The sequence below is a fragment of the uncultured Albimonas sp. genome (assembly GCF_963977235.1).
Taxonomy (GTDB): Bacteria; Pseudomonadota; Alphaproteobacteria; order Rhodobacterales; family Rhodobacteraceae; genus Albimonas.
Genome location: NZ_CAXBOD010000015.1, coordinates 25,524 through 44,762 on the forward strand (window position 1 = coordinate 25,524; position 19,239 = coordinate 44,762).

The following is a 19,239-nucleotide window of genomic DNA, read 5'->3' on the forward strand; positions in this document are numbered from 1 at the left end:
AGCCTCAGCCGGCGCGCAGGTCCTCGGCCGGGGCGCGCCGGTAGGCGGCGACGGCGGGGGCCAGCGCCAGAAGCGAGGCCGCCGAGAAGGCGGCGGCGGCGAGCTGGATCTCGGGCCAGCCGAGCGAGGCGGCGACCGCCATGTCGGTCCGTGCAGAAAGCGCGGCCGAGACCAGCCCTGCCGAGGCCCAGCCCAGCGCCAGTCCGGCAAGACATCCCGCCCCCAGCAGGCTGGCGGCGTAGAGCCAGACCACCCCCAGCACGAAGCGCCGCGGCGCGCCCATCGCGCGCAGCAGGGCGAAGCGTCGGGCGAACAGACGCGCCAGCGCCACCAGCCCCGCCAGCACGCCTGCGGCGGCCAGCGCCTGGGTAAGGACGGCCATCAGCGACATCGCCTCGCGCACGTCGCCCAGCACCGCATGCAGACGGGCGAGCGTGGCGCCGGGGAAGAAGGCCATGGTCCCCTCGCCGTCGTGGCGGGCGCGGATGGCGTAGGCGTCGGCGAGGCGCTCGCCCGACAGCACGAAGGCCGGGGCGCCGGGGAAGTAGTCCGGGTCGAAGGGGGGGCCCAGCTGCTCGGGCCGTTCCGGCGCGTGGCCGGGGGCGAGACCGTGCATCTCCCACAGAGTCTCGATGGGCACGAGGATGGCGCGGTCCCAGGGGCCGCCGGTCGGGGACATGCGGCCAACGATGCGCAGGGACTCGCCGGCGTGGGCGTCGGCTTCGGCCGCGTCGCCATGGCCGTGGGCGGGCGCGACGGTTTCGCCCAGCGTCATCGCCGCATGGGCGCCGGCGATGGCCTCGCCATGGCGCGCCCAGGCGCGGCCCTCCGCCAGGGGGCCCGCGAGGCGGTCGAGAAACGCGGCGGTCGTGCCCACGATGGGCGCGCCGGCGTGACTGTCGCCGAAGGCGACGGGGGCGGCGAGCGAGACCCGCGGGTCGGCCTGGATCGCGCGCAGCGCCTCGGGCCCCAGCAGCGGCAGGGCGGCGGCGGGCTGCAGGTAGACGGTCGAGAGCAGCGCCCGGATCTCGTCGCCCGGCGCCGCGACGATCACGTCGAACGGCCCGGCGGCGCGGGCGGCGGCCTGGCGCAGGGCTCGCTCCTGGCTCAGCAGCGCGCCGCCGAGGCCGACCGAGAGGGCCATCAGACCCGCGAACAGCAGGTTGGTCCAGCGGAAGCGGACCAGCAGCGCCCGGGCGAGCGGCCAGGGCGCCTGGCCGCGCATGGCAAGGGCCGCCAGCGCCGCCGCGGGGGCCAGCAGCAGCAGGGTCAGCGCGAGATCCTGCGCCGCGTTGGGCAGGGCGCGCCAGAGGTCGGAAACCGCCTCGGGCATCACTGGCGCACCTGTCCGTCGACCACCTGGATGACGCGATCCATCGCCGACATCATCGCGGCGTCATGGCTGACGGCGATCACCGTGCGCCCGCGGTCGCGGGCGGCTGCGAGGAGGTCGGCGACCAGCCGGTCGGCGTTCTCGCGGTCGAGGCTGGCGGTGGGCTCGTCGGCGAGGATCGCGGCGGGGTTGCGCGCCAGCGCCCGCGCGGCGGCGATGCGCTGACGTTCGCCGCCCGAGAGGGCGGAGACGTTGCGCGCGGTGGTCGGGGCGCCGAAGCGCGCCAGCAGCTCGGCGGCGCGGGCGCGGATCGCGGGACGCTCGGCGCGCGGCGCCCAGGCGGCGGAGACGGCGGCGTTGTCGAGGGGGGATAGCTCCTCGAGCAGCAGGAAGTCCTGGAAGATCATGCCCAGCGAGCGGCGGCGGAAGGCGTCGCGGGCCGCCTCGGGCAGGGCGGCGAGGTCGGTCTCCCCCCACAGGATCCGGCCCGCGGCGGCGGGAACCAGGCCCGCGATCGCGTGCAGCAGCGTCGACTTGCCCGCGCCCGAGGGCCCCTGGATGCCCAGCGTCCCGCCGGCGGGCACGCGCAGGCGGTCGACCGAGAGGATCGTGCGGCCGTCGGGGGCGCGGACCTCCAGCCCCTCGATGCGCAGGTCGCCGGGGGCGAGCGCGCGGGTCCCGGCGGGGACGGGACGCTCATGCTTCATGCGCGGTCGACCTCGGCTTCTTCGAGGCGCACGCGGCTGACGAACCCGGTGTCGGGGTCGGTGGCCGCGCCCAGCGACAGGCGGCCGGAGACCGCGATGGCGATGTTGAAGGGGACGACGTCGACCACCCGGCGGGTGAGCACGGCGAGGATGTCGTCGGGCCAGTCGGCCTCGGTCTCGCAGAACGGGCAGACGGCCAGCGGACGGTTGGTGAGCACGAAGAACCGGCTTTCGGCCTTCAGGGGCGGGGCCATGAAGCCCTCGATCGTCACCCGCTCGCCTTCGAGGTCGGTGGCGAGGGGGGAGAAGGACAGGTCTTTCTCATAGAGCTCGCGCAGGCGGATCGGCTCGTCGGCGGCCAGCGCTGCGGGCGCGCGCAGCGCGAGCGGCGCGGCGGCCAGCGCAACGCCCGCGCGCAGCAGGTCCCGGCGGGCGGGCGCGACGGCGAGGCGGGGCAGGGTCATGGCGGTCTCCCGGGAGACGCGGCGCGGCCCCGACGGGGGCGTCGCGCCTGGTGGCGGGCCTCGGCGCGCAGGCGTCGGGGGCCGGAACGGAAGGCGGGGGCCCGCGCGCGGCGGGCCCCCGCGAAGCCTAGCGCAGGATCACTCGGCCGTCGCGGCGGCGTGCATGACGTGGAAGATTACGTTCTGCTCGATGGTGCCGCCCAGCAGATGCGCCCAGGGGCCCTTGGCCCAGGCGACCACGTCCTCGCCCGAGTGGGTCTCGGAGGACTTGGGGATCAGCGCTTCCTGGAGGAAGTCGGGATCGGTGGCCTGCGCCTGGGTCAGGGTGGCGCGCTCGCCCGAATAGACGCCGTCCTCGCCCTTCTTGAGCACCGCGCCGGGGCCGTTGAGATAGCCCACGACCGAGTAGGGCTTGTCGTCGTCGGCGGTGACCAGTTCGTCGGAGTGCTTCACGCCCGCGTTGTCGATGTCGTGGCACAGGCCCGTGATCGGGGTGCCGCGGCCGCAGTAGCCGTTGAAGGCGATGGCGTGCTCATGGTCGGCGGTGACGATGATCAGCGTGTCGGCGTCGTCGGTCAGCTCGTCGGCCAGCGCCACCGCCTGGGCGAAGGCGACGCCATCGGTCAGGGTGCGGTGCAGGTTGCCCGCGTGGTTGGCATGGTCGACGCGGCCGGCCTCGATCTCGAGGTAGAAGCCTTCCTCGTTGGTCGAGAGGGTCTCGATGGCCATGCGGGTCATGTCGACGAGGCCGATCTCGCCCTCGGGGCGGTCATGCTCGTATTTCATGTGCGAGGCGTCGAAGAGGCCGAGGATCGGGGCGGAGCCGTCGAGCTTCAAGGCCTGGGCCGTCTGCGTGTTCCAGGCGTACTGCACGCCGGAGTCCTGGGCGGCGGCGATCAGGTCGACGCCGTCCTTGCGGCGGCCGCCCTTGCCGTCGCCGTCCATCTGCTCGGCGCCGTGGAAGTTGCGCCGGCCGCCGCCGAGGGCGACGTCGACCAGGCCGGTCTCGATGGCCTCGATCATCTGGGAGGCGATGTCGGCGCAGCCCTCGGGCGCCTCGGCCTCCCAGTTGCGGTAGGCGGTCTTGGCGTAGACCGCGGCCGGGGTGGCGTGGGTCAGGCGGGCGGTCGAGACGATGCCCACCGACTTGCCCATGCCCTCGACGATCTCGGCGAAGGTGGTCAGGCGGTTGTCGGCCTCGGAGGCGCAGTCGCCGGTGATCGCGTTCTCGCCGAGGTTGATGAGGTTGAAGCGCTGCTTCACGCCGGTGTTCAGCGCGCCGGCCGTGGGGGCCGAGTCGGGGGTCTGGGCGTTGATGTTGTAGGTCTTGACCAGCGCCACGTTGGGGAACGCCTCGTAGGGGAGGACGTTCTCTTCGCCCAGCAGGCCCTTCTGCTGGCCGTCGAAGACGCGCACGGCGTAGTTGGTGCCCACGCCCAGCCCGTCGGCGACGAACAGGATCACGTTCCGGGCGCGGTTGGTGTTGGGGGTCGCGGCCTTGCGGGCCTCGATCACCGCCTGCGCGTCGGCAAACCACTGGCTGCCGGCCTGCGGCAGGTCCTGGGCTGCGGCCGGAAGCGCGACGGCGAGCGTCAGCGCCAGGGCGGCGGAATTGCGGAGCATGTCCCCTCTCCTCGATCAGGTTGCGTGGCGACGCGATAGCAGAGCGGCCGCAAGCCTGGCGTGAAGATTGAGTGACATCAAGGCGTTATGTTATTTCATAACGCTCCTGGCCGACGCGGTCAGGGCGCGCGGAACTGCTTGGCGAGCTTCAGGCCCTGGCCTTGGTAGTTGGAGGCGAGATCGGCGCCGTAGAGGACGTCGGGGATCTCGGCCATCGGCTCGTAGACCAGGCGCCCGACGACCTGGCCATGCTCGAGCGCGAAGGGCGCCTCGTAGCAGCGGACTTCGAGAACCCCGCGGGAGCCTGCGCCCCCGGCCGAGGCGTGGCCGAAGCCGGGGTCGAAGAAGCCGGCGTAGTGGACGCGGAACTCTCCGGCCATGGCGAGGTAGGGCTGCATCTCGGCGGCGTAGTTCGGCGGGATCGCCACGGATTCGCGGCTGACCAGGATGTAGAAGGCGCCGGGATCGAGGATCAGGCCGCCGCGGGGGGCGGGGAACAGCGGCTCCCAGAACTCGGACGCCTCGTAGGCGGCGATGCGGTCGAGGTCGATCAGGCCGGTGTGGGGCTTGGCGCGCCAGCCGACGGGCTGATCGCCCCGCTGCGTCAGGTCGACCGAGAAGGCGAGGCCGTGGTCGATGATCGGGGCGACGTCGACCAGCGGCTCGCGCGCATGCAGGGCGCGCAGGTCGTCGTCGGAGAACGCGAGGCTCCCGCGGCGCAGGCGGATCTGGTTCAGGCGCATGCCGGGACGCACCAGGACCGAGAAGCTGCGGGGGGAGATTTCGGCGTAGAGGGGGCCGGAATAGCCGGGATCGACGCGGTCGAACTCCTCTCCCCCGTCGGTGATCAGGCGGGTGAGCAGATCGAGCCTCCCGGTGGAGGACTTGGCGTTGGCCGCCGCGGAGACGTCGGCGGGCAGGTCCAGACGCTCCTGCAACGGGATCACGTAGACGCAGCCCTTCTCCAGCACCGCGCCCTGGGTGAGGTCGATCGAGTGCATGGCGAAGCGCTCGAGACGCTCGGTCACCGTCGAGTCGGCGCCGGTGAGGAACGAGGCGCGCACCCGGTGGGCGATGGCCCCGAGCCGCAGGTCGAGGCTGGCGGGCTGGACCTGCGGGGCCGGGATCGGGACGTCGGCGGAGATGCGGCCCTGTGCGATCAGGGCGCGGAGTTCCTGGGAGGGCAGAACGCCGGGGCGCTGCGGCCCCGTCTCGGGCTGCGCGGGCGCGGTCATGGCTCTCCCTCCCTTCGCGGCGGGCGCGGCGAAGCCGGGGGCCCATGCGAAGAGCGCCAGCCGTTGCCGGCTGGCGCTCGATTGGTCGGGCTAGCAGGATTCGAACCTACGACCTCCCGTCCCCCAGACGGACGCGCTACCAGACTGCGCTATAGCCCGCTCGACGAGCCGGGGTTTAGCCGGGCGCGGGGGTGGTGGCAAGAGGGCGCCGGACAGGTTTTTTCGATGGATCGCGAGGACGTCGAGGCAGGCGCGGGCGCGGGCCCAGGGCGGCGTCCTTCAGGGCGCGCAGGCGGCGGCGGGAGGGTCTGGAACGACAAAGGCGCCGCGGGGGCGCGGCGCCTTGCAGGGCGGACGGACGGGCCGCGGCTCAGGCGGAGACGAGCGCCTCGGCGAGGCTGCGGAACAGGGGCGCGCCGTCTGCGCCGCCGTGGGCGGGGTCCACAGCCCGCTCGGGGTGGGGCATCATGCCCAGCACCCGGCGGTTGGCCGAGAGCACGCCGGCGATGTCGTGGACGGCCCCGTTGGGGGCGCCCTCGGCATAGGCGAAGGCGACGCGGTCCTCGCCCTCGAGCTCGGCCAGCGTCTGCGGATCGGCCACGTAGGCGCCGTCGTGGTGGGCGATGGGGATCAGCGCCGTGTCGCCGGCGGTCCAGGCGGAGGTGAACGGGCTGGCCGAGGTCTTCACGGTCAGCGGAACCGGCTTGCAGAGGAACTTCAGGGCGCCGTTGCGCAGCAGGGCGCCGGGGAGCAGACCCGTCTCGGTCAGGATCTGGAAGCCGTTGCACACGCCCAGGACATGGCCGCCGGCGTGGGCGAAATCGGAGACGGCGCGCATGATCGGCGACTTGCCCGCGATCGCGCCGCAGCGCAGGTGGTCGCCGAACGAGAAGCCGCCGGGCAGGGCCACCAGATCGAGGCCCCCGGGCAGCGCGGTGTCCTTGTGCCAGACCATCTCGACCGGCGCGGAGGCGACCGCCTGCAGGGCGACCTGCATGTCGCGGTCGCAGTTGGAGCCGGGGAAGACGATGACCGCGGCGCGCATCAGGCGATCTCGATCGAGTAGGATTCGATCACCGGGTTGGCCAGCAGCGCCTCGCACATCCTGCGGACCTCGGCCTCGGCGGCGGCGGGGTCGGTCTGGGCGAGCTCGAGCTCGATCAGCTTGCCCTGGCGGACGCCCTCGACGCCCTCGAAGCCGAGGGTCCCGAGCGCGTGGCGGATCGCCTCGCCCTGCGGGTCGAGCACGCCGGTTTTCAGCGAGACGTGGACGCGGGCCTTCATGGCGGGTCTCCCGGGGCCGTTGGGGGGATTTCGCCGGGCGATAGCGCGGATCGCACGAGGGGGCAAGCGGGCGGGGGGCCGCAGCGGACGCGAGCGCCAGCCGGCCGGGGCGGCCCTCGCGTCCGCTGCGCGTCCGCATCGCCCCGCCCGGCCGTCCCCCTCGCGGGGCCCTGCGGGCCCGGGTCTGCGGAGGCGTCGCGCCGGTGGGCTCAGCGGCAGGGGGCGTCGGAGCGGTCGGCCTCGAGCGCCAGCAGGCGGTCGATCGCGCCGCGGGAGACGGCGCCGGTGACAAGGGTTCCTCCGATCACCACCGCGGGCGTGCCGAGGAAGCCGAGCGTTTCGGCGGCGCGCGAGGTGGCGGCGAGGGCGGCCTCGACCCGGCGGGAGCGCATCTCGCGGACCAGCCGCGCGGGGTCGAGGTCGAGGGCGGCCGCCGCCCGCTCGAGATAGGCCGGGGTGATCACGAAGCGCGCGGCCAGCAGGCGCCGGCGCATCGGCTCGGCCGCGCCCTGGGCGGCGGCGGCGAGGGTTGCGCGGGCGGCGAGGCGGGAGCCCTCGCCCAGCACCGGCCATTCGTGGTGGACGATGCGCAGGTCGGGGCGGTCCTCGGCGAGCGCGGCCACGATCTCGTCGAGGCGGCGGCAGTAGGGGCAGTTGGCGTCGGAGAACACCGCGATGCGCTGCGGGGAGGCGAGCGGACCCTGGGCCGGGACGCCGGGGGCGGACCAGATCAGGCCGCAGAGCTCTCCGGGCGTGGGCGGCGCGGGGCGGGCGCGGCCGTCCAGGCCGACAAGCGCCGCGCCCGCGCCCGAGCTCGCCGCGGGCGCGGCGCCCGGGCCGGAGGCGAGGCGACGGAAGCCGGGGTGGGACTCGAGGGCCACGAACTCGGTCCCCGATACGCGGCGCAGGCCGGTCCAGGCGGCGGCCGCGATCGCGACGATCAGGATCGCGGCGAGCGCGGCGGCGGCGAGGGTGCGCAGGGTCATCGGGCCTCGGGGACGGGAGGGGGGAGCTTCGATCCGGGGCGCGCAAAGGAACGGCGCCCGCCGGGGGGCGGGCGCCGTTTCATGTCCGGGCCTGCGCCTCGCGGCGGGGTCAGTGGACCAGCTTGGGTCCGACGCCCGCGCGGCCGTTGCGGCGGGGCATTATGCCCAGGCGCGAGGCGACCTCCGAATAGGCGTCGGCCAGGTCGCCGAGATCGCGGCGGAACACGTCCTTGTCGAGCTTCTGGCCCGACTTGACGTCCCACAGGCGGCAGCTGTCCGGGCTGATCTCGTCGGCGACGATGACGCGCTGGTAGTCGCCCTCGTAGATGCGGCCGCACTCGATCTTGAAGTCCACCAGGCGGATGCCGACGCCCAGCATCATGCCCGAGAGGAAGTCGTTGACGCGCAGCGCCAGGGCGATGATGTCGTCGACGTCCTGCTGGGAGGCCCAGTTGAACGCCGCGATATGCTCCTCGGTGACCATCGGATCGCCGAGCTTGTCGTCCTTGTAGTAGAACTCGATGATCGGGCGGGGGAGCTGCATCCCCTCCTCGAGCCCCAGGCGCTTGGCCAGCGACCCGGCGGCGACGTTGCGCACCACGATCTCGAGCGGAATGATCTCGACCGCGCGGATCAGCTGCTCGCGCATGTTGAGGCGGCGGATGAAATGGGTGGGAACGCCGATTTCGTTCAGGCCGGTCATGATATGCTCGGAGATGCGGTTGTTGAGCACCCCCTTGCCGTCGATGACGTCCTTCTTCTCGGCGTTGAAGGCTGTGGCGTCGTCCTTGAAGTGCTGGATCAACGTGCCCGGCTCGGGACCCTCATAGAGGATCTTCGCCTTGCCTTCGTAGACCAGTCTGCGTCGCGCCATCGGGAGCCCCGGAAAAAGATCAACGGGCGCGCGGGAGGATCCCGCGCGCCGGGGCCTGCCATTTAGTCGCTCGATTGACCTGTCGCAAGGATTCTTAGGCGGATCGAAGTTAGGGCGCCTATGGGGTCCGCGGCGCGGCTCGCCTATATAGGGGGCCACGCCGGGGGAGGCCCGGAGCGGCGACATACGGAGGACCGCGATGACCACGTTCGACGATCGCGAAAAGGCGTTCGAAAGCAAGTACGCCCACGACGAGGAGATGCGCTTTCGCGCCGAGGCCCGCCGCAACCGGCTGCTGGGACTGTGGGCGGCCGGGCTGATGGGGCTCGAGGGCGATGCGGCGGCGGACTACGCGCGCTCGATCGTTGTCGAGGATCTCAAGGAGGCTGGCGACGAGGACGTGTTCCGCAAGGTTAAGGCCGACCTCGAGGCGAAGGGCGCGCCCGCGGGCGAGCTGCGCGCCAAGATGCAGGAGCTGATGGCGGTGGCCAAGACCCAGCTGATGGGCGAGGTCGAGTAGGACCCGCGGACGCCCCCGGGCCCGGGGGCGCGCGACGAGAGAGACAAGGCGGCGCGCCCGGCTGGCGCGCCGCCTTTTTCGTGCGCCGTGCGGCGCGGGCGTGCGCTCAGCCGCGCAGGGCGAAGAAGTGATCGAGCGGGCCGTGCCCTCCGCCCGCGTCGAGACGGTCGGCGGCGCGCATCGCCGCGGCGACATAGGCCTTCGCGCGCCGCGCCGCCTCGGGCAGGTCGCCCCCGGTCAGGGCGAGCTGCGTGGCGAGCGCCGAGGACAGCGTGCAGCCCGCGCCGTGCGCGTTGCGGGTGACGATGCGCTCGCCCGGCAGGGGCAGGGCGCCGCCGTCCCAGGCCAGCAGGTCGGGGCTGGGGCGGTCGCCGGGAAGATGGCCGCCTTTCAGCAGCACCGCCCGGGGGCCCAGCGCCAGCAGCGCGCGGGCGGTCGCGAGCATCTCGTCCTCGGTCGTAATCTCGGGCGCGCCGAGCAGGACCGCGGCCTCGGGCAGGTTCGGGGTCAGCACGTCGGCGAGGGGGAGGAGGGCGCGCATGGCGGCTTCGGCCTCGGGCGCGAGCAGGCGGGCGCCGCCCTTGGCGACCATCACCGGATCGAGCACCACCACGGGCGGACGACGCGCGGCGAGGACCCCGGCCACCGCCTGGACCACCTCGGGCGCGCCGAGCATGCCGAGTTTGACCGCATCGACGGGGACGTCGTCGAACACCGCCTCGACCTGGGCCGCGACGAAGGCGGGGGGCAGCATGTGCAGGTCGCGCACGCCGCGGGTGTTCTGCACGGTCAGGCCGGTCAGCGCGGCCATGGCGTAGCCGCCGAGCGCCGAGATCGTCTTCAGGTCGGCCTGGATCCCGGCCCCGCCCGAGGGGTCGGAGCCGGCGATCGACAGGATGTTGGGAACGGCGCGGGGCATGGGGGATTTCCTTGGCCAGAGAGGTCGGGGGCGCGCGGCGATCAGCCGGCGTCCCAGGCGGCGAGGATGGCGCGGGCGGCGGCCTGCGGGTCCTGCGCGGCGCAGAGGGCGGAGACCACGGCGAGGCCGGCGGCGCCGGCGCGACGGGCGGCGCCGGCATGCGCGGCGGTCATCCGGCCGATGGCGAGTGTGGGGACCGGGGCGCCGGCGGCCAGAACCGCGAGGCCCTCGAAGCCAATCGGCGGAGCGGCGTCGGTCTTGCTGGGCGTGGCGAAGACCGGGCCGGCGCCGATGTAGTCGACGGCCGACCAGTCGACGTCGGCAAGCTGCGCGGGATTCTCGATCGACAGGCCCAGGATCGCGTTGGGACCGAGAATGCGGCGCGCCTCGGCGATTTCTGCGTCGGTCTGGCCGACGTGGGCGCCGTGGGCGCCGGCCTCGAGCGCGATGTCGGGGCGGTCGTTAATCAGCAGGCGGGCGTGGGGGAAGGGGCCGAGCGCCTCGCGCAGGGCGCGGGCGGTCGCCAGCAGTTCGGCGTCGGGGGCGGTCTTGTCGCGCAGCTGGATCAGGGCCGCGCCGCCGCGGGCGGCGGCTACGGCGGTCTCGACCACCCCGGCGGGGGCCGAGGGGTCGGTGACGAGGCAGAGGCGCGGGTCGAAGGGCGGCCGGGTCATGCGGTCTCGATCCGCGCGCCGGCGTCGAGGTCGGCGGGGCTCAGCGCATGCAGCGCGTCGATGAAGGCGACGGCGAAGCTGCCGGGGCCGGCCGCGCCCGTCGCCGCGCGCTCTCCGGCGAGGCCGTAGAAGGCCAGCGCGGCGGCGGTGGCGGCCAGCGGGTCCTCGCCGGTGGCCACGAAGGCCGCGACCACGCCGGTCAGCGAGCAGCCGAGCGCGGTGACCTTCGGCATCAGCGCATGGCCGTTGGCCACCCGGAACGCGCGGCTCCCGTCGGTGAGGAAGTCGACCGGGCCGGTCACCGCCACCACCGCGCCGCTGCGCAGGGCGAGGGCGCGCGCGCCGGCCTCGGCCGCCGAGACCTCGTCGCCCGCGTCGGCCCCGGCCGCCCCCGCGGTCCCGCCGGCGAGCGCCAGGATCTCGGAGGCGTTGCCCCGGATCACGGTGGGGCTGAGCGCGACGAGGCGGGCGCAGACCTCGGTCCGGTAGGGGGAGGCGAAGACGGCGACGGGGTCGAGGACCCAGGGCTTGCCGTGGGCGACGGCCGAGGCTGCGGCGGCCTCCATCGCCTCGGCCCAGGGCGGGGACAGGGTGCCGATGTTCACGGTCAGCGCGGCGGCGATGGCGGCAAAGCCCGCCGCCTCCTCGCGCGCGTGGACCATGGCGGGCGAGGCGCCGGCGGCCAGCAGCGCGTTGGCCATCACGTTCATCGCCACGTAGTTGGTGATGTTGTGAACCAGCGGCGCGCCCGCGCGCATGGCCGCGAGGCGAGCGCCGGGCGTCAGGTCTGCGGTCTGGCTCATGGTCGGTCCTCCCAAGGTCGGCGGGGAGGGCGCGGCGGGACGGCGAGGGGCGGTCCCGTCGCGACTCCCTCCGCCGGTGCGATCCGGATCAGGTTCCAAGGGTGCGTCTCAGCCCTGACGGGCGCCCCTGTCGCGTCTGGGGCGGACGCTAGACCGCCGGCGCGGGAGGATGCAAGGCGCGGGCGCGGTCAGGCGAGGTCGGAGAGGGAGTCGTGAAGCTGCTCGATCCGCTCGATGCGGCGGCGGGCGGCGGGGCCGAGGCGCAGCATCGCCTCGCAGGCCAGCAGCCGCACGAGGGCGAAGGCCGGGCCGGGCGCGTCGAAGGTCTGGGGCGTGTTCACGGCGCAGGCGAGCGTCCACGACTCGCCCGCGCCGGGGCGCGTCGAGGAGTCCGAGATGGCGACCACGTCGGCGCCGGTCTCGGCCAGGGTCCCTGCGAAGGTCGCGAACCCCGCGGGACGGCGGCGCAGGTCGATCAGCAGCACGGCGTCCTCGGGGCCCACGTCGCCCAGCGACTCGGCGGCGGTCTGCCCGCTCCAGTTGAGCAGCTGCACGTCGGGCCGGATCTGGCTGAACAGCATCCGCGCATACTCGGCCACGAAATAGCTGTTGCGGAAGCCTGCCACCCGCATCCGCGGCGCCGTCGCCAGCCGGTGCGCGGCGGCGGTGGCCTCGCGCGGGTCGAGGCGCGCGAACGTGGTCTCCAGCGCGGCGATCTCGGCGGCCTGGTGGCGGGCGAGCACGCCGTCGGCCTCCGCGCCGCCCGGGATCGGATCGCCCCGATAGAGGGGAGATCCCGCCGCCCGCAGCGCGCGCGAGTCGCGACGCGCCTCGTCGTAGGAGGCGTATCCGAGCCGGCGGAACAGCCGCGAGACGGTGGGCGCGGAGACGCCGGCGCGCGAGGCGAGCTCGGCCGCCGACCACAGAGCGAGCTCTCCGGGGCCCTCGAGCACCAGGTCGACGGCGCTGCGCTCGCCGTCGGGCAGAGCCGCGTAGACGCGATGGATGCGCTGGATCAACGAGGATTCGGCGCCGGCGGCCGGAGGGGGTTCCCGCGTCGCGGGCGCCGCGGGAGTCGATTCGCTTTGAAAGGGCGGTTTCATTCCCATTGACGAGATGAAAGATCAGTTTCATCCTGCTTTCAAGGTTCGCGGCGGCCCCAGACCCGCCTCGAACTGCAGACCCCCGACGGCTCGGACCGCCACCCCAGACGTTCCGAGCCAAGGAAACCGGTAGCTTGCCCATCGGGGATCTGCGCGCCCGCGTAGCTTGAAAGGGCGCAGATGCGGAGGGGGACGCAACGGCGCCCCGGCCGCGGAGGGCTTTCCCAGGCCCGGCGGCGTTCTCACCCGCAGGATCGGCGCCGGGCGTCCCCACGCCCGGCGCCGTGAACCGGCCTGGCGATCCGCTCATGTCCGGCCGGAAGGCGGCCCAGGGCCGATTCGTCCTGGGCGCCTTTGCCGCTCGACGTGGCGCCGACTCCCGGTAGAATGACGGTGCGGGACTTCGGCCGGAGGGCGACATGGATCTCGATGCGGAGCAGATCGCGGCAATCCGCGCCACCTGGGCGCCGGTCTTCGCCGAGCGCAGTCTTGCGGCCGGGCTGTTCTACGGGCGGCTGTTCCAGATCCTCCCCGAGAGCCAGGTCCTGTTCGCCGGCGATCCGGCCGAGCAGGGGCGAAAGCTGACCGAGACGCTGGCGCTGGTGATCGAGTCGCTTGATCGTCCCATGGCCCTGCGCGGCCCGGTGGCCGAACTGGCGCTGCGCCACGTCGGCTATGGCGTGCGGCCCGAGGACTACGCCGCCGTGGGGCGGGCGCTGATCTGGATGCTGGAGCAGCAGTTGGGCGAGAGATTCACGCCCAGGGCGCGCGAGGCCTGGGTCGCGGCCTATGACCAGCTCGCGCGGACGATGATCGGAGCAGCCTACCCCGAAGTGGGCGGCGCGGGCCTGTGCGCGCCGGGCAGGGCCGCCGCGCAGGAGGCCGGAACCGGCGGCGCGGACACCGAACGCTAACGCCTGATCGCGTTACCTGCCGGCCAATGATTCCCCCCTGGCCGGAGTCGAGACATGATCCATCGCGGCGCCGAACCCCGCCCCGTCGGTCCGACCGACGCCCCAGCCTCTGCCTGCCCAGCCCCTGCCTGCGCAGGCTCCGCCTGCATCGACGGGAGGCGCAGCCGATGCGCCTGCTGATCGCCGACGACCACGCGCTGGTGCGCGATGCGCTGTGCGCGTTCCTGGCGCGGGAGCCGGATCTGCAGGTCGGATCGGCCGAGTGCCTGACCGAGGCGGTTCGCCGGATCGAGGGCGAAGGCCCCTTCGACCTGGTGCTGCTGGACTACGAGATGCCGGGCATGCACGGGCTCGACGGGCTCTGCCGCGCGCTGAGCCTGAATGGCGGGCTGCCGGTGGCGCTGATGTCGGGCGCCGCGAGCCGGCAGGTGGCGCGCGAGGCGCTGGACGCGGGCGCGGCGGGCTTCCTTCCCAAGACCCTGGCCGCCGCCTCGCTGGTCCATGCGGTGCGCTTCATGCTGGCCGGTGAGATCTACGCCCCCGTCGCCTTCATGACCGCGCCCGAGCCCGAGGCGGCGACGCACCCGCTGGAGGACAAGCTCTCGGAGCGGGAGCGACAGGTGCTGGGCGGCCTCTGCCGGGGCCTCTCCAACAAGGAGATCGCGCGGGAGCTGGAGCTGCAGGAGGTGACGGTGAAGCTGCACGTGAAGACCCTGTGCCGGAAGCTGGACGCCCGGAACCGGACCCAGGCGGCGATGGTCGCGAGGGAGGCGGGGATCGCCTGACGACGCCTCGAGGCGCGGTCGAACCCTGCGGCGACGCATGTCGACGCGGGCGGCTGCGAAGCGCAGCGGCGTGCGAAGACACCCAGAGGGCGGAACACCCGGAGAATTCTTGGGAGATTGGCCGATCCGGCCATGGCCGCGCGAGGCCCCGGGTCAGTCCCGGGGCGCGCGCGCGCCGCGGCTTTCGCCGTGCGGCCTGCCGCGCCGCGTCAGGTGCACACGGCGATGTGGCGCTCGTATTCCAGGGACTTGCGATGCACCTCGGAGGCGACGCGGCGCAGCCAGGCCTTGTCCTTCCAGCGCCCGCTGCGGAAGCCGGCGTGGCCCTCGTGATAGGCCAGATACTGGTTGTAGGCGTCGGTCATCGCGATGCCGTCGAGATTGTTGCTCTTGGCCATGTACCATCCGACGAAGTCCGAGGCGTCGTCGAAGTCGTCCCGGTCGGCGCCGCTGTTCCCGGTCTCCTTCTTGTACCAGTCCCAGGTGCCGTCGATGGCCTGGCTGAACCCGTAGGCCGAGGAAATGCGGCCGTTGGGAATGAAGCCCAGAATGTATTTCTTCGGCGGGGCGGCGTCGTCGCGGAAGGAGCTTTCCTTCCAGATGATCGCCATGGCCACGTGGGCGGGGGCGTTCCACTTGCGCTCGGCGCGGAAGATCGCCCGCTCCCAGTGGGGGCGGTCGTCGAAGATCGCGCAGGCGTTCTCGACGTTGTCGGGTTGGGAGTCGCTCGCGCAGCCGGAGAGGATCCCCAGCGCCAGGAGCGACGCGGCCGTGATGCGCGCCATCATGTCGGGTCCGCCTGTTTCGGTCGGTTGGTCGTCTGCTCGTTATTGCGAACCAATATAGCGCATTGCGGGCCGACGTTGAAGCGCGTCGTTCAGAACCCTGCGTCCGGCAGCATCAGCGCCAGCGCGAGCGGGATGGTCAGGACCGCCACCAGGGTCGAGACGACGACGGCGCCGGCCACGCGCTCGGGCTCGGCCGCGTAGCGCTCGGCCATCAGATAGGAGGTGACGGCGACCGGCATGATCATCTGCAGGACGAGCGCGTGGCTTCCCGAAAGATCCACCCCTAGCGCCTGCGCCGCGCCCCAGCCCGCGACGCCGCAGACCCCGATCCGCAGGACCGAGAGCACGATGGCCGGCCCCACGCCTTTCACCGTCAGCCGAGCGACCGAGACGCCCAGCGTCACCAGCATCAGCGGGATCGCCATCTGGCCGGCAAGCTCCAGCGAGCGCATCAGGAACAGCGGCAGCTCCCAGTCCATCAGCGCGAAGATCAGGCCGAAGGCCGCGCCGTAGAAGATCGGCTGCTTGGCCGCCTCCTTGGGCGAGCCGCCGCCCGAGACGATCCAGACGCCGACCGTGAAGCTCAGACAGGCCATGACGGCGAAGATGACGGCGGCCTGGGCGAGCCCCTCGTCGCCGAAGGCGAACATCGCCAGCGGCAGGCCCACGTTGCCGGTGTTGCCGAAGGTGAGGGGGGCGAGCCAGGTGCGGCTCGACAGGCCCGAGAGGCGCAGCAGGATCCACAGCCCGAAGCCCGCCGCGAGATAGGCCAGCAACGAGGCCCCGGCGAGCCGGGCGAAGGCGTCGGGGTCGAGCTCGGCGTTGGCGAGCGCGGTGAACAGCAGCGCCGGCAACGCGATCGAGAAACACATGCGGGTGACGAAATCGACCCGGTACTCGTGTCCGCCCTTGACCCAGCCGAAGCCGACCAGCCCCAGCAGGAACACGGGCGCCACGATCTCGAGCACCTGGATTGCGATGTCCATCTCTGGGCGGTCCCCTCGTCCCGGTCGGCGCGCGCGCCCCGGGACCCGGGCGGCGGCCGCTGCCGGGGACGTGAAGCCGCGTTACCATGCGCGCGGCCGGGCGTCGATGCGGCGGCCGGCGCAGCCCTGTGGCGCGCCGGCGTCAGGCGGCAGGGGGCAGGGCGCGGCTGAGACGCGCGTGATGTTGCGCTGCGGCGCCGCTCTGGACAGCGCGTGAACGATTTCCTAGGTTTCGGGATGGACAATCACGCCCAAGAGACTCGCAAGACGCCGGGGACCCGGATGGCCCACAGCCTCATGCATCGCGAAGCCAAGTTCTGCATCGGGCAGGTGGTGCGTCATCGCATCCACCCGTTCCGCGGCGTGGTGTTCGATGTGGATCCCGAGTTCGCGAACACCGAGGAGTGGTGGCAGGCGATCCCGGAGGAGAGCCGCCCCGTGAAGGATCAGCCCTTCTACCATCTGCTGGCCGAGAACGAGACGAGCTACTACCACGCCTATGTCTCGGAACAGAACCTGCTGCCCGACGAGACCGGCGACCCGGTGGAGCATCCCCAGGTCCACGAGCTGTTCGGCGAGCTGGACGGCGGCCAGTACGAGATCGCCTCGATCCAGACCCACTGAGCGGACCGGCGTCTGGCCTGATCGCCGGCACGGCGCGCAGGCCGATCAGGGTTTCGCGCCGCGGGACGGAGCCGAATCCTCCGGCCCGATCGGTCGGCGCACTGGGACTCGCTTCGACCGCGGGCTTCCGCGAGGCGCCGCCAAGCCCGCCCGCAGGGCGCCCGCAGACCGCTGCGCTCCCGCCAGGGAGCGCAAAGTGTTCTTGCGCCTTTGCCAGGCGCGCCGGTTCCGGTCAGGCGCCCCAGGTGGCTTTCAGGACACGGGTCCAGTTCTTCCAGCACAGCTTTTCGAGCATCTCGCCCCCCATGCCGGCCGCCTCCAGCGCCGTGCGCAGGGCGGGCAGGCCGGCCGCGTCGCCGATCGGGGCGGGAATGCGCGCGCCGTCGAAGTCGGAGCCGAGGCCGACGCGGTCCTCGCCCACCCGCTCGACCAGGTAGGCGAAATGGGCGACCAGACCGTCGAGCGTCTCCATCGGGCCCATCATGCCGTCCGGGCGCAGGAAGCCGGTGGCGAGGTTCACGCCCACCATCCCGTCGCTCTCGCGGATCGCGTCGAGCTGGCGGTCGGTCAGGTTGCGCGCGTGCGGGCAGATCGCATGGGCGTTGGAGTGGGTGGCGACCAGCGGCCGGGTCGACAATCCGGCCACATCCCAGAAGCCGGTCTCGGTGATGTGGGACAGGTCGATCATGATCCGGCGGCGGTCGCACTCGCGCACCAGCTCGCGGCCCAGTTCGGTCAGGCCCGGCCCGGTGTCGGGCGTCGAGGGGAAGCGGAACGGCGCGCCGTGGGCGAAGATGTTGTTGCGGCTCCACACCGGGCCCAGCGAGCGGAGGCCCGCCGCCTCAAGGACGTCGAGGGCGCGGAACTCGGGGTCGATGGCCTCTGCTCCCTCGATGTGGAGGATGGCGGCGAGGCGACCCTCGGCGAGGCAGGTCTCGATCTGCGCGGCGGTGCGCACGACCTCGAGGGCGCCGCGGGCCTGCAGACGCAGAAGGATGCCGGCCTCGGCAAGCGTGATCTCGAGCGCGCGGGAGCGGGGGAGGTCGTCGGGCAGGGGCACGGAGTAGCCCTCGCCCCCCTCCTCGCGGCCGAAGCCCATCGAGAAGTCGTCGTTGGGGGCGAAGCAGGCGAAGAAGCCGCCGCCCATGCCGCCCGCCTGCATGCGGGGCAGGTCGAGGTGGCCGCCGCAGCCTTCGATAAACAGGTCCTCGGGCGAACGACCGCCCTCCTCGGCGCGCCAGAGCTTGAGAAGCGCGTCGTTGTGACCGTCGAAGACGGGAGGGGTGGCGGACATGAAGGGCTCCTCGGGAGGCGGCGCGCGGACTGCGCGGGGGCGAGCCTAGGGCGGATCGGCGGCGGTGAAAACCGGGTCAGGCGCGGGGGCGGGGCCTGAGCAACAGGGCGCCGGAGAGGGACAGGAGCAGCGTGACGATCAGCGTGGCGTCGGCCCCGCCCAGCGAGCGCAGGGCGCCGCCGAGCGAAGGCGCGGCGGCCATGCCCGCGATCCAGGCGAGGGCCGCGGCGCCCGAGACCGAGCCGTAGTCGCCGGTCCCCGAGGTCTCGGCCAGCACCACCGGGCGCAGGATCGTCACCGTGCCGATGCTGACGCCCTGAAGGGCCACGAAGGCCGCGGCGCCGGCGAGCCCCAGACCCCAGCCCGCGCAGAGCAGCGCCCCCGAGGCCAGCGCGAGCCCGCCGAGCGAGGCCGTGGCCAACCTCCGAGCCGGCCAGCCGGGGGGCGAGGCGATCAGGGCGAGCCGGCCGAGCACCTGCATCGGACCCACCACGGCGGCGACGCTGACCGCCACGGCCTGAGGGACGCCTTGGGCTGCCAGCAGCGGCAGCATGTGGGCCGCGATCACGCCGTGGGCGACCGAGGCGCCCAGGAACGCCGCCACGATCCGCGCCACGCCGGGCCGGCGCATCGCGGTCAGCACGCCGAACCCGCGGGAGACCGGCGCGCCGGGGGCGCGGGGAGGCGCCTCGCGCTCGATCCGGCGGGCGGACCAGGCGAGCAGGGGCGCGGCGGCGAGCGCGGCGACGCCGGCCATGCCGAGCGCCGCGCCGCGCCAGCCGAAGGCCGCTTCCAGCGCGGCGTTGGCGGGGAACGAGACCAGCGTCGCGAAGCCCGCGGTCAGGGTGACGGCGGCGATGGCGCGGCGGGCGGCCATGCCGCGCGCGCGGGTCAGCAGGGCGAAGCAGGGCTCATAGAGGCAGAAGGCGGCGCCGGCGCCGACCGCCGCCCAGCCGGCGAGGAACAGGAGCTGCGAGCCGGCCAGCGCGGTCAGGCTCAGCCCCGCCGCGCCCAGCAGCGCCCCGGCGGGCATCATCCAGGGCGCCCGCCCCCGGTCGACCCAGCGCCCCGCGGTGGGGGCGAGGCAGGCCATTGCGGCCAGCGACAGCGTCATCCCCAGCGAGGCGGGCAGGGCGGAGGCCGCGAACTCGGCCTCGAGCCGCGGCAGCAGGGCGGGGAAGGTGTAGTAGAGCGCCGACCAGGCCAGCAGCTGGCCCAGCGAGATCACCGCAACGGCCAGCCGGTCGGGAGGGGGCGCGTCCGCGCCGCCTGGCGCGGGGGGGCTCGGCGCTTCGCTGTCCCTCGTCATGCGTGATCGGTCCG

Annotated in this window: 21 protein-coding genes, 1 tRNA gene and 1 riboswitch; of the genes, 4 read left to right on the forward strand and 18 right to left on the reverse strand. The window is 73.4% G+C overall.

What is annotated here, in order from left to right:
* Positions 1-4 precede the first annotated feature (4 nt).
* The 10 genes from AAC134_RS09840 to purC all read right to left on the reverse strand — a co-directional run bounded on the left by AAC134_RS09840 (position 5) and on the right by purC (position 8,506).
* The gene (locus AAC134_RS09840) at positions 5-1,333 is read right to left on the reverse strand and encodes an ABC transporter permease (protein WP_339948912.1); all 1,329 of its coding nucleotides are present in this window, start codon (positions 1,331-1,333) and stop codon (positions 5-7) included.
* A complete protein-coding gene (locus tag AAC134_RS09845) occupies positions 1,333-2,040 on the reverse strand; it encodes an ATP-binding cassette domain-containing protein (RefSeq protein ID WP_339948913.1) in 708 nt (235 codons plus the stop codon). The genes AAC134_RS09840 and AAC134_RS09845 overlap by 1 nt, the downstream gene beginning before the upstream one ends.
* Entirely contained in the window at positions 2,037-2,504 is a 468-nt protein-coding gene (locus tag AAC134_RS09850; RefSeq protein WP_339948914.1) for a hypothetical protein, read from the reverse strand. Before AAC134_RS09850 ends, AAC134_RS09845 begins: the two co-directional genes overlap by 4 nt.
* Positions 2,505-2,642: 138 nt before the next feature.
* Entirely contained in the window at positions 2,643-4,127 is a 1,485-nt protein-coding gene (locus tag AAC134_RS09855) for an alkaline phosphatase (protein ID WP_339948915.1), read from the reverse strand.
* A 119-nt stretch (positions 4,128-4,246) separates the two neighbouring features.
* Complete coding sequence (locus AAC134_RS09860) at positions 4,247-5,362, reverse strand: 2'-deoxycytidine 5'-triphosphate deaminase (RefSeq protein WP_339948916.1); 1,116 nt, start codon at positions 5,360-5,362, stop codon at positions 4,247-4,249.
* Between the two features lie 82 nt (positions 5,363-5,444).
* Positions 5,445-5,521: transfer RNA gene (locus tag AAC134_RS09865), tRNA-Pro, on the reverse strand.
* A 211-nt stretch (positions 5,522-5,732) separates the two neighbouring features.
* Entirely contained in the window at positions 5,733-6,407 is a 675-nt protein-coding gene (gene purQ / locus AAC134_RS09870; RefSeq protein WP_339948917.1) for a phosphoribosylformylglycinamidine synthase subunit PurQ, read from the reverse strand.
* Positions 6,407-6,646, reverse strand: coding sequence for a phosphoribosylformylglycinamidine synthase subunit PurS (purS, locus tag AAC134_RS09875; RefSeq protein WP_339948918.1), 240 nt, complete (start codon positions 6,644-6,646; stop codon positions 6,407-6,409). Before purS ends, purQ begins: the two co-directional genes overlap by 1 nt.
* A gap of 209 nt (positions 6,647-6,855) precedes the next feature.
* Positions 6,856-7,632 (reverse strand): DsbA family protein, encoded by a 777-nt coding sequence (locus tag AAC134_RS09880; protein WP_339948919.1) that lies wholly within the window; start codon positions 7,630-7,632, stop codon positions 6,856-6,858.
* A 109-nt stretch (positions 7,633-7,741) separates the two neighbouring features.
* A complete protein-coding gene (purC, locus tag AAC134_RS09885; protein ID WP_339948920.1) occupies positions 7,742-8,506 on the reverse strand; it encodes a phosphoribosylaminoimidazolesuccinocarboxamide synthase in 765 nt (254 codons plus the stop codon).
* A gap of 199 nt (positions 8,507-8,705) precedes the next feature.
* On the opposite strand from purC, the gene AAC134_RS09890 reads away from it, so the two are divergent.
* Positions 8,706-9,026, forward strand: a complete 321-nt coding sequence (locus tag AAC134_RS09890; RefSeq protein ID WP_339948921.1) for a DUF1476 domain-containing protein — start codon at positions 8,706-8,708, stop codon at positions 9,024-9,026.
* A 106-nt stretch (positions 9,027-9,132) separates the two neighbouring features.
* Here the strand turns inward: AAC134_RS09890 and thiD are convergent, their stop codons facing one another.
* From thiD to AAC134_RS09910, 4 genes are all read right to left on the reverse strand, one after another.
* Positions 9,133-9,945: a bifunctional hydroxymethylpyrimidine kinase/phosphomethylpyrimidine kinase gene (thiD, locus tag AAC134_RS09895; RefSeq protein WP_339948922.1), complete on the reverse strand. Its 813-nt coding sequence runs from the start codon at positions 9,943-9,945 to the stop codon at positions 9,133-9,135.
* A 41-nt stretch (positions 9,946-9,986) separates the two neighbouring features.
* Positions 9,987-10,619, reverse strand: a complete 633-nt coding sequence (gene thiE, locus AAC134_RS09900) for a thiamine phosphate synthase (protein WP_339948923.1) — start codon at positions 10,617-10,619, stop codon at positions 9,987-9,989.
* Positions 10,616-11,422, reverse strand: coding sequence for a hydroxyethylthiazole kinase (gene thiM / locus AAC134_RS09905; RefSeq protein WP_339948924.1), 807 nt, complete (start codon positions 11,420-11,422; stop codon positions 10,616-10,618). Before thiM ends, thiE begins: the two co-directional genes overlap by 4 nt.
* Positions 11,423-11,470: 48 nt before the next feature.
* Positions 11,471-11,561: riboswitch (TPP riboswitch) on the reverse strand.
* A 49-nt stretch (positions 11,562-11,610) separates the two neighbouring features.
* Positions 11,611-12,441, reverse strand: a complete 831-nt coding sequence (locus AAC134_RS09910; protein WP_339948925.1) for a MurR/RpiR family transcriptional regulator — start codon at positions 12,439-12,441, stop codon at positions 11,611-11,613.
* A gap of 503 nt (positions 12,442-12,944) precedes the next feature.
* On the opposite strand from AAC134_RS09910, the gene AAC134_RS09915 reads away from it, so the two are divergent.
* Both AAC134_RS09915 and AAC134_RS09920 read left to right on the forward strand, forming a co-directional pair.
* The gene (locus tag AAC134_RS09915) at positions 12,945-13,439 is read left to right on the forward strand and encodes a globin domain-containing protein (RefSeq protein ID WP_339948926.1); all 495 of its coding nucleotides are present in this window, start codon (positions 12,945-12,947) and stop codon (positions 13,437-13,439) included.
* Between the two features lie 167 nt (positions 13,440-13,606).
* Positions 13,607-14,224, forward strand: a complete 618-nt coding sequence (locus AAC134_RS09920; protein WP_339948927.1) for a response regulator transcription factor — start codon at positions 13,607-13,609, stop codon at positions 14,222-14,224.
* 209 nt (positions 14,225-14,433) lie between these two features.
* Here AAC134_RS09920 and AAC134_RS09925 read toward each other — a convergent pair whose 3' ends face one another.
* Together AAC134_RS09925 and AAC134_RS09930 are read right to left on the reverse strand one after the other, a co-directional pair.
* A complete protein-coding gene (locus AAC134_RS09925; RefSeq protein ID WP_339948928.1) occupies positions 14,434-15,009 on the reverse strand; it encodes a transglycosylase SLT domain-containing protein in 576 nt (191 codons plus the stop codon).
* 92 nt (positions 15,010-15,101) lie between these two features.
* Positions 15,102-15,998, reverse strand: a complete 897-nt coding sequence (locus AAC134_RS09930; protein WP_339948929.1) for an AEC family transporter — start codon at positions 15,996-15,998, stop codon at positions 15,102-15,104.
* A 282-nt stretch (positions 15,999-16,280) separates the two neighbouring features.
* On the opposite strand from AAC134_RS09930, the gene hspQ reads away from it, so the two are divergent.
* A complete protein-coding gene (hspQ, locus tag AAC134_RS09935; protein WP_339948930.1) occupies positions 16,281-16,622 on the forward strand; it encodes a heat shock protein HspQ in 342 nt (113 codons plus the stop codon).
* A gap of 232 nt (positions 16,623-16,854) precedes the next feature.
* Here the strand turns inward: hspQ and AAC134_RS09940 are convergent, their stop codons facing one another.
* Positions 16,855-17,916 carry a dipeptidase gene (locus AAC134_RS09940; protein ID WP_339948931.1) on the reverse strand — a complete coding sequence of 354 codons (1,062 nt, stop codon included), beginning with the start codon at positions 17,914-17,916 and terminating at the stop codon, positions 16,855-16,857.
* A gap of 76 nt (positions 17,917-17,992) precedes the next feature.
* On the reverse strand, positions 17,993-19,225 hold the full coding sequence (locus AAC134_RS09945) for an MFS transporter (RefSeq protein ID WP_339948932.1): 1,233 nt from the start codon (positions 19,223-19,225) through the stop codon (positions 17,993-17,995).
* Positions 19,226-19,239 lie beyond the last annotated feature (14 nt).